At 36.8% G+C, this 14055-nt stretch carries 15 protein-coding genes and 3 tRNA genes; all 18 read left to right on the plus strand.

Features of this window, described 5'->3' with window-relative positions:
* The first annotated feature begins 46 nt into the window (after positions 1–46).
* Positions 47–937 (plus strand): ParB/RepB/Spo0J family partition protein, encoded by an 891-nt coding sequence (locus tag JML65_RS21505; protein WP_047487021.1) that lies wholly within the window; start codon positions 47–49, stop codon positions 935–937.
* A complete protein-coding gene (locus tag JML65_RS21510) occupies positions 937–1578 on the plus strand; it encodes a DUF5683 domain-containing protein (protein WP_047487017.1) in 642 nt (213 codons plus the stop codon). Before JML65_RS21505 ends, JML65_RS21510 begins: the two co-directional genes overlap by 1 nt.
* 70 nt (positions 1579–1648) lie before the next feature.
* Positions 1649–2350: a 4-hydroxy-tetrahydrodipicolinate reductase gene (gene dapB, locus JML65_RS21515; protein ID WP_047487008.1), complete on the plus strand. Its 702-nt coding sequence runs from the start codon at positions 1649–1651 to the stop codon at positions 2348–2350.
* A 132-nt stretch (positions 2351–2482) separates the two neighbouring features.
* Positions 2483–4132, plus strand: a complete 1650-nt coding sequence (gene lepB / locus JML65_RS21520) for a signal peptidase I (protein WP_202272103.1) — start codon at positions 2483–2485, stop codon at positions 4130–4132.
* A gap of 57 nt (positions 4133–4189) precedes the next feature.
* A complete protein-coding gene (locus JML65_RS21525; protein ID WP_373866362.1) occupies positions 4190–4813 on the plus strand; it encodes a WbqC family protein in 624 nt (207 codons plus the stop codon).
* A gap of 99 nt (positions 4814–4912) precedes the next feature.
* The gene (locus tag JML65_RS21530) at positions 4913–6595 is read left to right on the plus strand and encodes a S8 family serine peptidase (RefSeq protein ID WP_047487198.1); all 1683 of its coding nucleotides are present in this window, start codon (positions 4913–4915) and stop codon (positions 6593–6595) included.
* A 125-nt stretch (positions 6596–6720) separates the two neighbouring features.
* Entirely contained in the window at positions 6721–7212 is a 492-nt protein-coding gene (locus JML65_RS21535) for a lipocalin family protein (protein WP_047487004.1), read from the plus strand.
* A 27-nt stretch (positions 7213–7239) separates the two neighbouring features.
* Positions 7240–7929: an OmpA family protein gene (locus JML65_RS21540; protein ID WP_047487000.1), complete on the plus strand. Its 690-nt coding sequence runs from the start codon at positions 7240–7242 to the stop codon at positions 7927–7929.
* Positions 7930–8036: 107 nt separating this feature from the next.
* A complete protein-coding gene (locus tag JML65_RS21545; protein ID WP_047486997.1) occupies positions 8037–8924 on the plus strand; it encodes a decaprenyl-phosphate phosphoribosyltransferase in 888 nt (295 codons plus the stop codon).
* Positions 8921–10240 (plus strand): FAD-dependent oxidoreductase, encoded by a 1320-nt coding sequence (locus JML65_RS21550; RefSeq protein WP_047486994.1) that lies wholly within the window; start codon positions 8921–8923, stop codon positions 10238–10240. Before JML65_RS21545 ends, JML65_RS21550 begins: the two co-directional genes overlap by 4 nt.
* The gene (locus JML65_RS21555) at positions 10240–10965 is read left to right on the plus strand and encodes an SDR family NAD(P)-dependent oxidoreductase (protein WP_047486989.1); all 726 of its coding nucleotides are present in this window, start codon (positions 10240–10242) and stop codon (positions 10963–10965) included. The genes JML65_RS21550 and JML65_RS21555 overlap by 1 nt, the downstream gene beginning before the upstream one ends.
* Before the next feature lie 4 nt (positions 10966–10969).
* Complete coding sequence (locus JML65_RS21560; protein WP_047486987.1) at positions 10970–11557, plus strand: HAD-IB family hydrolase; 588 nt, start codon at positions 10970–10972, stop codon at positions 11555–11557.
* Positions 11558–11581: 24 nt separating this feature from the next.
* Positions 11582–12049 carry a hypothetical protein gene (locus JML65_RS21565; protein WP_047486983.1) on the plus strand — a complete coding sequence of 156 codons (468 nt, stop codon included), beginning with the start codon at positions 11582–11584 and terminating at the stop codon, positions 12047–12049.
* A 2-nt stretch (positions 12050–12051) separates the two neighbouring features.
* Positions 12052–13227: a cysteine desulfurase family protein gene (locus JML65_RS21570; protein WP_202272105.1), complete on the plus strand. Its 1176-nt coding sequence runs from the start codon at positions 12052–12054 to the stop codon at positions 13225–13227.
* Between the two features lie 85 nt (positions 13228–13312).
* Positions 13313–13630: a thioredoxin gene (trxA, locus tag JML65_RS21575; RefSeq protein ID WP_047099031.1), complete on the plus strand. Its 318-nt coding sequence runs from the start codon at positions 13313–13315 to the stop codon at positions 13628–13630.
* A 127-nt stretch (positions 13631–13757) separates the two neighbouring features.
* Positions 13758–13831: transfer RNA gene (locus JML65_RS21580), tRNA-Asp, on the plus strand.
* A 34-nt stretch (positions 13832–13865) separates the two neighbouring features.
* Positions 13866–13939: transfer RNA gene (locus tag JML65_RS21585), tRNA-Asp, on the plus strand.
* Positions 13940–13971: 32 nt separating this feature from the next.
* Positions 13972–14045 (plus strand) — tRNA-Asp (locus JML65_RS21590).
* The last annotated feature ends 10 nt before the right edge of the window (positions 14046–14055 follow it).

A 14055-nucleotide genomic window follows, 5' to 3' on the forward strand; every position in this document is an offset into this window, starting at 1 on the left:
GTAATGCTGGTCATCACTTATCAAACATCATTTATCAATTATATCTATGAAGGACAAAAAAAGAGCTATGGGACGTGGTTTAGGAGCCATTTTAAGTGCTGAATCCAAAGCGAGTGTCAATTCTGCGACTGATGAGGGAGCAGATAAGTTTGTTGGAAATATTGTAGAAGTAGCACTTGAGGATATCTATCCGAATCCGACACAGCCAAGAACTTATTTTGATGAAAAAGCATTAAATGAACTTGCCCAGTCTATCAAAAACTTAGGAGTAATTCAACCGATTACTTTAAGAAAAGACGGGGAAAAGTTTGAGATCATATCCGGGGAAAGACGTTATAGAGCAACTAAAATTGCAGGCTTAACAACTATTCCGGCCTATATCCGTTTAGTTAATGATCAGGAGCTTCTTGAGATGGCTCTTGTTGAAAATATCCAGAGAGAAGACCTTGATGCTATCGAAATAGCCTTAACATATCAAAGGCTTTTAGAAGAAATTGGTCTTACTCAGGAAAACCTTAGCCAGAGAATCGGGAAGGACAGAAGTACCATTACCAATTCAATCAGATTGTTGAGGTTGAATCCGGATATTCAAAATGCCATTAGAAGTGGTGAGATTTCTGCAGGACATGGCAGAGCGATCATCAGTCTTGAAAATGAAGAAAATCAGCAGATCCTGTTTGATTTGATCATCAAAGAAAAATTAAATGTTCGTCAGGCTGAACAGGCTGCAACAGCATTGAAGAATCCAAAATCTCCGGCAGCCAAAAAAGTAACTGCAGAGCTTTCGAATAATTATAAAAGAGCCCAGAAGACCATTGCTGATATTCTTGACGTAAAAGTAGAAATCAAAGCTTCTGGAAATGGTAAAAAAGGTAAAATTGTTCTGGACTTCAAGAATGAAGAAGAATTGGAATATATTTTGTCCCATATTAAATAATGAAGAAAATATTTTTCACATTTTTCCTGAATCTTACAGTGCTGGCTTATTCACAAGTCAGCCCTATTGATACTGTTCAGATACAAAGTCCTCCGAAAGTAGAAACGCCTCCTGTTTTAAAACCAGGGAAAACCGAAGCTAAGATCATTGCTGATCTGGAGAAAGCCAATGGACCTACCAAAAAGACATTAAAACTGAACCCTACCAGAGCCGGGCTGTATTCAGCCGTATTTCCGGGATTAGGTCAGTATTACAATAAAAAGTACTGGAAAATTCCCATTGTATGGGGAGCTGTAGGAGCCGGAGTAGGTATTGCGGTATGGAATGACAACCAGTATAAAAAATACCGTGAATATTATATTGCTAAACTTAACGGTACGCCTAACGAATTTGTAGATACCCATCCGTGGCTGGATAAAAAAGCGTTGGGAAATGTACAGGATAGAGCAAAAAGACAAAGGGACTATGCTATTGCTATTACAGGATTAATTTATATCCTTAATATTGTAGATGCCGTAGTAGATGCCCATCTTTATGAAAGCAGACATGATCCGGATTTATCCTTTAAACCGGCTGTTATCCAGGACCAGTATGGTTATGATCAACCGAAAACAGGATTAAGTTTAAGCTACAGATTTTAATACAGAAAAAAAAGTACACTCATAAAGCCGATATGGCTATTATGGTAAATTATAAAATAAAAATAACAGTATGAGAATAGCATTAGTTGGCTATGGCAAAATGGGAAAGATCATTGATGAGATCGCACAAAAAAGAGGTCATGAAGTAGTGGCCCGCCTTAAGGAAACTCCAACTGCTGAAAATCTTAATCATCCTGATGTTGTCATTGAGTTTTCCCTTCCGGAAGTTGCTTTTGATAACATTAAAGCTTGTCTTGAAAATAAAATTCCTGTGATCTGCGGAACAACAGGATGGCTGGAGAAAAAAGATGAAATAGAAAAATTAGCTGTTGATAACGGAACAGCATTCTTATACGGATCCAACTTTAGTTTAGGAGTAAACCTGTTCTTCGCTTTGAACGAAAAGCTTGCCGATCTTATGAAAAACGTTGATGAATACTCTTGCCAGCTTGAGGAAATTCATCATATCCATAAAAAAGATGCCCCTAGTGGAACAGCTATTTCCATTGCAGAAGGTATTATTAAAAACAATCCGAAATTTGAAGCCTGGAAACTGGAAGAAACTCAGGGAGATCAGCTTGGGATTTTTGCGGTACGTGAAGATGAAGTACCGGGAACCCATAGTGTGTTCTACAGAAGCGAAGTAGATGAAATTGAGATTAAGCATACAGCTTTTAACAGAAACGGTTTTGCATTAGGCGCAGTAGTAGCTGCAGAGTGGATTAAAGACAAGAAAGGGAATTTTGGAATGAAAGACGTTTTAGGGCTTTAATTTGTAACAAATTCTTTAAATTGCGACAAATAACAGAAATGATGAATAGTGAATTGTAAATAGCGGAAAAGCTGTGATCATTTATTACTCATCATTTTATCATTTATATTATCAGAATAGGCAAAAAATTTTATGAATTATTTTTTAACTTATACAGTATATGTTCTCGTTTTATCCATATTAATGGGAATTTCAACATGGAAGCTGTTTAAAAAAATGGGGTACAGTCCCTTATTTGCATTTATACCCTTCTATAATTATTTCATTATTCTTAAAGAAACAAAACATCCTAAATGGTGGGCAATTCTGTCTTATATGCCAATTGTAGGACCCATCATGATGTCTGTTTTTCATCTTTATTTAATGAAAAAGTTCGGAAAAACTCTTTTCAAGGACCAGATCCTTACAGTGATCCTGCCGTTTATCTATATGGCTACGGTGAACTATTCTAAAGATACAGAGCTTGAAGATGAAAATGCCAATGATCTGTTTCTTACAGACGAAGAAAAAAGCGATAAGAAGAAAGATACATTTTTGGGATCTATTACTTTCGCCGTGGTTTTTGCAACCATTATCCACGTTTTTGTAACCCAGCCTTTTGGGATTCCTACAGGTTCCATGGAAAGAACACTATTGGTAGGAGACTTCCTTTTCGTAAATAAATGGAGCTATGGGTACAGACTTCCAATGCGTCCGTTAGCAATACCTTTCCTTCAGGGAACCATTACAGATACAGGAGAGAAAGGGAATCCGAAAGATGATCCAAAATCATACGTAGATGGGGTAAAATTACCTTATACTAGAATTCTGCAGTTCAATAAGCCACAAAAAAATGATGTAGTAGTATTCAACTACCCTCGTGACTCTGTGCATACTGCAATAGACAGAAAAGATCCTTATGTAAAGAGATGTGTGGCTACAGCTGGTGATACTTTCGAAATGAGAGCCGGAAGACTTTTTGTCAATGGAAAACCTGAAGTTGTTCTAGGAGACCAGGAAGTACAGCACAGATATATTGTCACTACAGGAAGCCAATTGGATATTCCAGCTTTATACAAAGCATACGGTTTCTTGCCGGTTCAGGAATTACAGCAGAATAACGGAGGCTATCTTTACGCATTCCAGGGTCTTACCGATAAGACGGCTAAAGAAATCAAAGAACTTCCTCAGGTAATTGACATGAAGGAAGATGTTTCTGCAAAAGGAGAAGCAGCAGTATATTATAAGGATGAGCTTAAAACAAAAATTGATACTACACAGTCTATTTTCCCAATCAACAAACCTTGGAATGCAGATTGGTATGGACCGGTAAGAATTCCTAAAAAAGGAGATATCGTAGCGATCAACAACGAAACACTTCCTATGTTCCAATGGATCATTTCAGAATATGAGCACAACAGCTTAGAAAAAAAGAACGGAAAGATCTTTATCAACGGAAAGGAAACCAACCAATATACTATTCAGCAGGATTATTATATGATGGTAGGGGATAACAGAGATGCTTCGTTAGATGCAAGATTCTTTGGTTTCGTTCCGGAAGAAAATATTGTTGGAAAACCAATGTTTACATGGATGAGCCTTCAGGGAGCTTTCTCAGACAGCAGCTCTACCTATCAGGCGCCATTCAAGGTTCGTTGGGATAGAATGTTTAAAGCAACCAATACAGGAGAAGCCAATAAAACTTCGTACTGGTGGATTGCAGCAATGATTTTAATATTATTCTTCGGTTGGGAATATTTCGTGAAATTATTCAGAAAGAACAAAACTGAAGACGAGTTATAAATAAAATTAAACTTAAAATAGAATGAAGTATTTGAAAAAATACTTCATTTTTGCATTATGAATATGAAGAATGTTTTATTGCCGGTATTTTATCTGCCACCGGTGTCATGGTTTTCAGTATTGTTAAACACTGAAAATGAAATTGTATTTGAACAGTTTGAAAATTTTCCAAAGCAAACGTATAGAAACAGAGCCAATATTTATGGGGCTAATGGAAAACTTTCACTGATTATCCCAATGAACCATAATGGGAAAAGAGAAATGAAAGATATGGAGATCTCCTACAGGGAGGATTTTAGAAGTCTTCACTGGAAGTCCATCAAAACGGCATATCAAAGTTCTCCCTATTTTGAATACTATGAAGATAAACTGAGGAAAATATTTGATCTGAAAGAAAAGTTCCTTCTTGATTTTAACCTTAAAGGGTTAGAAGTGATCCAACAGATACTTAAAACAGAAAAGGCATACTCTTTGAATGAAGAATATATCAAAAATCCTGAAAGTATTAATTTCAGAGAAAAGTTTTCGGCAAAACATCCTTCTGAATTTGAAATGGAGGAATATTACCAAACCTTTTCAGATAAATTCGGGTTTTTGGAAGATTTATCGATTCTGGATCTTATTTGTAACAAAGGACCGGAATCTCTTACCTATATAAAGAACATTAAACAATCGTATTAAGTTGTATTTAATATGAATTCCTATTAAGGAAATTTCGTGGCAAATAAGCTAAATGAAGATGACGATTGTATGATTTTAGAAAAAAATAAATATCAACATATGAAAAAGGTATTATTAGCTGCTGTTTTTTTAGCAGGTTTTAGTTTCTCTTATGCACAGGAGTCTAGCGCTAAAAGCATCGACCCGAAAGAAGATAAAGATCTGATGACATGGTATCATAAAGATTTTTCCACTTCAAAAGTATATGGTGTCAATACGGCAAACGCCTATCAATATTTAGAGTCTAAAGGTTTGAAACCCAAAACTGTTGTAGTGGGGGTTTTAGACAGTGGGGTACAGGTTGATCACCCGGGATTGGTAAAAAACCTATGGTCAAACCCTAATGAAGTTCCTGGTAACGGGAAAGATGATGACGGAAACGGATATATTGACGATGTACACGGATGGAACTTTATCGGTGGCAAGAATGGTGATGTAGATATTGACAATATGGAAGTAACAAGAGTTGTTGCCAAATATAAGCCGCTTTTTGAAGGGGATGATTCTACAAAAAATAAAGCCAATCAGGCTAAGATGCCGGAAGACTTTGCTATGTATATGAAAGCTAAAGAGCTTTTCACTAAAAAAAGCATAGAGGCAAAACAGAATTTCCAGACATATTCTATGATCAATGAGCTGGTCCCGAATATGGTTAAATTACTGGGTGGAAAAGCCGTGACAGCAGAAACTATTTCAGCGATCAAAGCACCTACTGAACAAAAAGATGCAATCGCATTTCAGGTTTTAGGCCAGGTGTCTCAAAGCCCGGAATTCAAAGGGAAATCTTCTGCAGAATTTGAGAAGCTGATCAAAGAACAGATGAAAGAAGCTATTGATTATTATGCTCCACAATCCAAGCAATATGATCTTAGCTATGATACAAGAAAAGAAATCGTAGGAGACAACTATGATGACTATTCAGAAAAAAAATATGGTAACAACCATTATGAAGGTCCTGACGCAGAGCATGGAACTCACGTAGCGGGAATTATTGCCGGTCTTCCACAGGGGAATGTCATTCAGTATGGTGTTGCTTCCAAAGTAGCAAAGATCATGTCTGTAAGAACCGTTCCAAATGGAGACGAAAGAGATAAAGACGTTGCCAATGCCATAAGATATGCTGTAGATAATGGGGCTAAAGTTTTAAATATGAGCTTTGGAAAACCTGTTTCTCCGGGTAAAAATGTAGTTTGGGATGCCTTTAAATATGCTGAAGATAAAGGCGTACTCCTGGTAAAAGCTGCCGGTAACGAAAATGAAGATGTAGCAGAACACCTGGCTTTTCCTACCAATTTTAAAAATGTTGCTGATGAAAAACCATTCGTAAGCAATGTTCTTGTAGTGGGAGCGAGTACCAATAAGAATAGTGCATTGAGAGCAAGCTTCTCAAACTATAATAAAAAAATGGTCAATGTTTTTGCTCCGGGAGAAGAAATCTATTCTACCGTTCCTAAAAACGAATATAAGTATCTTCAGGGAACTTCTATGGCTTCACCGGTTGTAGCGGGAGCTGCAGCTATTTTATTAGCTTATATGCCAGACCTTAAACCTTATCAGGTTATTGAAGCACTTGTAAAAAGTAGTAATCCCAATACAGAAAACGGGTTTGCTGATTATTCTCAGGCAGGAGGTGTTATTGATGTGAAGAAAGCTGCAGAATATGCCTACACCAACTTCTATAACGGTAAGTCTTCAACTAAAATTAAGCCTTCGAAATCCGTAAAAAAGACTGTTAAAAAATAGTTTATCTACCTGTATTTAAGGCTAAACCATAAAAGGTCCGAAATTTTCGGACTTTTTTTATTTTTTATTTTCAATTTTGGCACGGTTTTTTGTAACTTTATACTAACAAAATAATAAACAACAAAATGAAAAAGTTACTACTTGCAGGGATGTTAGGAACATCCATTTTTGCAGTGTCTTGTTCCTCAGTGAATAAAGCAGCTACAGCTCAGAATCAAAAGGGAGATTTCCTTAAGATGAAAGGAGATTGGCAGATTGTTAGCGTAAATTACGATAAAGGATATAAAATTAAGCCTTTCGATGAAGGAGCAGATGCTCAGTGTTTCGTAGGAAGTCACTGGAGACTGATTCCTAATAACTGGACGGGAGCTTACACCCTAAACGGTGGTGGAAATTGCCCGGCTGTGACACAACCTATCAAGTTTGAAGTGAAAAACGGTAACACGTTTATGTTTAAAAAAATTGCTGCAGGTACTAAAGCAAAACAAAATACAGCTGGATATACGCTGACATTAGTAAGCCAGACTACAGATCAGTTTTCTCTTGAACAGGATGTTCCGTTTGACGGAGAAAATGTAAAAGTTGTTTACAACTTCGAAAGAGCTGGAATGAAATAATTTATCAACATAAAAGATCAAAAAAAAATGAAATTTAATAAAACATACGTAGGAGCCCTTTTTTTATCATCAGCTTTGTTATTGACAAGTTGTGAAGCGGTTCAGAATTCAAACCATCAACAGAGAGGTACAGCAGTAGGTGTTGCATCAGGAGCTGTATTGGGAGGTATCTTAGGTAACAATGTAGGTAAAGGAGGAAATGGAGCGATTGGTGCCGTATTAGGTGGTATTATCGGTGGAGTTGCAGGTAACGTTATCGGTAACAAAATGGATAAGCAGGCTAAAGATATTAAAGAAACTTTACCAGGAGCTCAGGTTGAAAGAGTAGGAGATGGTATTAAAGTAACGATGAATGAAAGTATCGTAAACTTTGCTTTCGACTCTTCAAATCTTACTTCTGTAGCACAAACCAACCTGGATAAACTAGCTAAAGTATTAGCGGATAACCCGGATACAAACATCAATATCTACGGACATACAGACAGCGTAGGTAAAGATGCGTACAACGTGGCACTTTCTCAAAGAAGAGCTGATGCTGTAAAAGCTTATTTATCTGGAAAAGGAATTGCAAACAGCAGAATGTTCACAAAAGGTGAAGGTAAAAATATGCCTGTTGCCAGCAATGATACTGACGAAGGAAGAGCTAAAAACAGAAGAGTGGAATTTGCCATTACTGCCAATGAAAAAATGATTAATGATGCCAAACAAGGGCAATAATTAATTTAACATATAAATATTTTCGTAAAAGACCGCCCCGGCGGTTTTTTTTGTATTTTTATGCTGTCAATTTTGAATTTGTTATTTTTGTATTTGAAACAACATAAATGAAGAAATATCTTAAACTGCTCCGTGTGGAGCAATGGGTGAAAAACCTTTTTGTATTTGTCCCTCTGTTTTTCTCAGGTAATATTACCAATATAGACCTGCTCTCTAAAAGTATCTTTGCCTTTGTTATTTTCTCATTAGCAGCCAGCGTTGTTTATATTCTGAATGATTATAATGATATTGAAGCAGACAGAAAGCATCCTGAAAAGAGAAGAAGACCGCTGGCAAGTGGAGCGATCTCAAAATCAAAAGCTATAGGAATTCTTATAGGGCTGGTGATTATAGATATCGCCCTTGTATTCTTTGCGCAGTTTTATTTTCATGAGCATTTATGGAAATTTGGAGCCATCATTAGTTTTTATGTGGTGATGAACCTTGCGTATACATTCAGACTGAAACATGTTCCTATCATTGATATTTTTATTATTGCAATAGGATTTGTACTGCGGGTTTTAGCCGGTGGTTATATTACAGGAATCAGTATTTCACAATGGGCTATTTTATTGACGTTTGTACTGGCATTGGTATTAGCGATCGGAAAGAGGAGAGGAGAGCTTATCAATGCTCAGGTTTCCGGAAAGACAAGAAAAGCGTTGGATGGATATAACGTCCAGTTTGCAGATATTGCACTGTCTATTTCCATTACATTGGCCATTGTATGTTACCTGATGTTTACCCTTTCACCGGAAGTGCAGGCAAGGTTTCATGAAAGAGTATTTTATACGGTTATTTTTGTCGTATTCGCCCTTTTGAGATATCTTCAGCAAACACTGGTGTACAACAGAACAGAATCTCCAACCAAAATTGTCTATAGAGACCGTTATATACAGGTAACCTTATTACTTTGGGTTGCTACATTTTTAATTCAAATTTACTTTAAGAAATGAAGCCGAATTTCACACAGAAGGTTACAAACTGGGGAAATTTCCCGGTAGTAGAAAAAGAGATGAGATCTGAGGACAGCTTCAAAAAAATAAAGAAGTTTGTTCTTGATCATAATGAGGTTATCGCAAGAGGTAATGGAAGATGCTATGGAGATGCTTCATTGGGGGAAACCATTTTTTCTACCAAAAAATTAAATAAATTCATCAGTTTTGACCGTTTAAACGGAGTGATAGAATGCGAATCCGGGGTATTGCTTTCAGATGTACTTGAAATAGCAGTGCCACAGGGATATTTCCTTTATGTCACACCGGGAACAAAATTTATTTCAGTAGGAGGAGCCATCGCTTCCGATGTTCATGGTAAGAATCACCATGCAGAAGGTTGTTTTTCAGAATATGTCATAGAGTTTAAACTGATGACTGAAAATGGAGAAATTATTACCTGTTCCAGAGAAGAGAATTCAGAGAAATTTTGGGCAACGATTGGAGGAATGGGACTTACCGGAATTATTCTCACTGCAAAATTTAAGCTTAAAAATATAGAATCCGCCTACATCCGTCAGGAAAGCATTAAAGCTGATAATCTGGATGAAATTTTCAGACTGTTTGAGGAAAGTGAAAACTGGACGTATACGGTAGCATGGATCGACTGTCTTCAAAAGGGGAAAAATATCGGCAGAAGTATTCTCATGAGAGGAGAACATGCTTTTCAGCATGAGCTTCCCCAGAATTTGGCGAAAACACCCCTCAGATTAAAGAAAAAACTACAGCCTACCGTTCCTTTTTACTTTCCGGGATTTGTATTGAATGCCCTGACAGTGAAAATTTTCAATTGGCTATATTATAAAAAACAATCCAAGAAGGAGGTCAAAAATTTTATTGATTATGAGACGTTTTTTTATCCGTTAGATGCCATTAATGATTGGAATAAAATCTATGGAAAATCCGGCTTCATTCAGTATCAGATGGTTATTCCTAAGGAAGCAGGAAAAGAAGGGATGAAAAGAATCCTTGAAACGATTGCTAAAAGTGGCAACGGGTCATTTCTGGCTGTATTAAAGCTTTTTGGAAAGAATAATCCGGAAGCTTATAATTCATTTCCTGTAGAAGGCTATACACTGGCTCTGGATTTCAAAGTGAATTCAAAACTGAAAAAACTGGTAGATCAGCTGGACAGCATCGTTCAGGAGTTTGGAGGAAGAATTTACCTTACCAAAGACAGTATGAGCAGATCATCACTGACCAACTACCTGAAAAATATTAGAAACTCTAAATTTGTGTCTTTACAGCACAAAAGAATCTTAAATAACAACTCATAATGATAGTTCTGGGAAGTACATCTGAGGTGGCACAGGCTTTTGTGGAAAAAGCACTTCAGGAAGGCGAAAAGTTTGAAAAAATATATCTTTTTACCTCAAATAAAGAAACTACAGAAAGATTTGCAAGACATATAGATGTCAAATTTCTGCAACAGTCTGAAGTTGTTGAATTGGATCTGATGAAAGAAATTGATTATAATAGATTTGATAATATCAATTCAAATGTATTATTTTGTGCTGTGGGATATTTGGGGGAAGGAACAGAAGAAGGGCTTTATGATAACAAAAATACAGAACGTATTATCGGGATCAATTATTCTAAGCTTATTCCTGTAATGAACTATTTTGCTCATAAATTTGAAAACAGAAGATCGGGAACCATTATCGGGCTTTCATCCGTAGCCGGAGACAGAGGAAGGCAGAGTAATTTTATCTATGGAAGTGCAAAAGCTGCTTTTACAGCTTATTTAAGCGGTCTGAGGAATTACCTTTTTGATAAAAAAGTACATGTCCTGACAGTAAAACCCGGATTTATGGCTACCAAAATGACAGAAGGCCTGCCTTTAAATCCTAAGCTGACAGCAAGCCCCAAGCAAGCTGCCGCCTGTATTTATAAAGCATTCAAAAAGCAAAATAACGTGGCATATGTTTTGCCGATTTGGAGTATTATCATGATGATTATCAGGAATATCCCTGAATTTATATTTAAAAAATTAAAGCTTTAAAAAAATGAAAAAATTGTATTGTTTTGATTTTGACGGAACTTTGACGTATAAGGATACTATGTTTATGTATCTCAAGTTTTACGATTCTACAAAGTACAGAATACAATTTTTAAAGCATGTTCCTCTTTTTATTTTACTGAAACTGAAACTTGCTGAAACCGAAAAGGTGAAAAAAAGTTTTATAGGATCTATTCTGAAAGGACAGACCCAGGAAAAAATAGAGATGAAATCTAAGCAGTTTTTTGAGCACCATTACCCTCAGATTGTTAGGGAAAATGCCCTCGACTTTATAAAAAATATCGATAGGAATAATATACAGAGTTTATTGGTCACAGCTTCTTTGGATATCTGGGTAAAACCTTTTGCTGAAGAATTGAAAATGCAGCTTGTTTCTACACGGGCAGAGTTTAAAAACGGAGTTTTCACAGGAAATTTTATCGGTAAAAACTGTAATGGAAAAGAAAAACTGGTAAGAATAAAAGAAGAAATAAACGATTCCAGATACGATAAAATTATTGCATTTGGTGATACTTCCGGAGATCGGCCAATGTTGAAATGGGCAAATGAGGGACATTACCAATTTTTTCATTAATTTTGGATGATAAAAGTGTAAAAAATGAAAAGGCTGTTAACTGTATGTGCTGCAATGCTCGTGAGCTGCGCAAATACACCATCCCAAAAGGCTTCAGGTATGCAGAAAAGCGTAGAAATTCTCGTTTCTGAGTCTCAGGGAGGCACAGACCAGGCTGGTTTCAGAATAATTAAAGACGAAAAAGATTTTCAGAACAGCATCAAAGAAAGCTTGGGTGTTGCAGATATGGAAAAAGAATCCGCTATTAATTACCCGAAATTTCCAAAAAATAAGAAAATTGTTCTCTATAACCTGGGAAGCTTCAGGTCAGGAAGTCACAGAATTACAGAGATTAAATCGGTGTCTGTAAGCAACAATATCCTTTATGTAGAAGTTCCTGCCGGAGAACCTTCCGGTGGAATGGAAATTCAGGTGATTTCTAGCCCATGGTTTGTTTTTGCAGTTCCTTCAGATTACCAATTTAACTCCGTAGAATTAAAATATTCAAAATAATAATGGATAAAATATATTTAGATAATGCCGCAACCACTCCTCTTGCAGAAGAAGTAATAGATGCAATGGTTGGTACGATGAAGATGAATTTCGGAAATCCATCTTCCACTCACAGCTTTGGCCAGGAAGCAAAAATACTTATTGAAAATGTAAGAAGGCAGGTTGCAGACTATCTTCATGTAAGTCCTGCTGAGATCATTTTCACGTCATGTGGAACGGAATCAAACAATATGATCATTAAATCCAGCGTAGAACACCTTGGAGTAGAAAGAATCATCAGTTCTCCTTTGGAACACAAATGTGTTTCTGAAAGCATTCTGGATATGAAAAGCAGAAAAGGAGTAGAAGTAAACTATATCCGTCCCAACGAGAAAGGAGATATTGACCTTTCTAAATTAGAAGAATTATTAAAATCCTCAGATAAAAAAACGTTGGTAAGCTTAATGCATGCCAACAACGAGATAGGAAATATCATCAACCTTAAAAAGGTGGCGCAGCTATGCAAAGAATATAATGCGCTGTTCCATTCAGATACGGTACAGACCATGGCTCATATGAACCTTGATCTTTCTGATATTCCGGTAGACTTTGCTTCCTGCAGTGCCCATAAGTTTCATGGACCTAAAGGTTCAGGTTTTGCCTTTATCAGAAAAGCAACAGGACTAAAAGGAATCATTACCGGAGGACCTCAGGAAAGAAGTCTTAGAGCGGGGACAGAAAATGTGTGCGGTATTGTAGGCCTTGGTAAAGCATTAGAGCTTTCTCTGAATCATATGGAAGAATATACAAGCCATATGCAGGAAATAAAAGATTATGCTATAGAAAGACTTTCATCAGAAATAGAAGGGATTAAATTCAACGGAAGAAGTGCTGAAAAAGAAAATAGCCTTTACACGGTATTAAGTGCATTATTGCCTTATAAAAATCCATTGATAGGTCTTCAGCTGGATATGAAAGGAATTGCCATTTCTCAGGGTAGTGCGTGCTCTTCCGGAGCATCCAAGCCATCAATGGTAATGATGATGGTGCTTTCTGAGGATGAAATGGATCATTGTACACCTTTACGTATCTCTTTCAGCCATATGACAACAAAAGCAGAGATCGATGCTTTAGTAATGGCCTTAAAGGAAATTTCAAGTGACTACGCTATAGAAAAAACTAATGTTGAGCATAGATAGTCTTATGATGTAAAAATCGTAATTTTGAACATTCAATAGAAGAATTGAACTAGAATATAATATTAATTAAAATAAAAGAAACAAAATGGCTTTAGAAATTACGGACAGCTCATTTCAGGATACGGTTTTAAAATCTGATAAACCAGTATTAGTAGACTTCTGGGCAGTATGGTGTGGACCATGCAGAACGTTGGGACCAATCATCGAAGAAGTAGCATCAGACTTTGAAGGAAAAGCAGTAGTAGGAAAAGTGGATGTAGACAACAACCAGGAGATTTCAATGCAATATGGAATCAGAAATATCCCTACAGTTCTTATTTTTAAGAACGGTGAAGTAGTAGACAAATTAGTAGGTGTTACTCCAAAAGAGGTAATCGCTGAGAAATTAAGCGCACACTTATAAAAAAAATAAGTTTGATAATGAATGCCTTCCAGTATTGGAAGGTATTTTTTTGAAAATAATTTGCAGTTAACAAAAAAAGGTGTAATTTTGCAACCACGAAAAAGAAACGACGTTCTTACACAAAAATGATCCGGTAGTTCAGCTGGTTAGAATGCCGCCCTGTCACGGCGGAGGTCGCGGGTTCGAATCCCGTCCGGATCGCAAAAGTTTATCAATTACTTTTAAAAAAAAAATTGATCCGGTAGTTCAGCTGGTTAGAATGCCGCCCTGTCACGGCGGAGGTCGCGGGTTCGAATCCCGTCCGGATCGCAGAAGTTTTATCAATTTCTTTTAAAAAAATTGATCCGGTAGTTCAGCTGGTTAGAATGCCGCCCTGTCACGGCGGAGGTCGCGGGTTCGAATCCCGTCCGGATCGCAGAAGTTTT

This window comes from Chryseobacterium sp. KMC2, from assembly GCF_016756935.1.
GTDB classification, from domain to species: domain Bacteria; phylum Bacteroidota; class Bacteroidia; order Flavobacteriales; family Weeksellaceae; genus Chryseobacterium; species Chryseobacterium rhizosphaerae.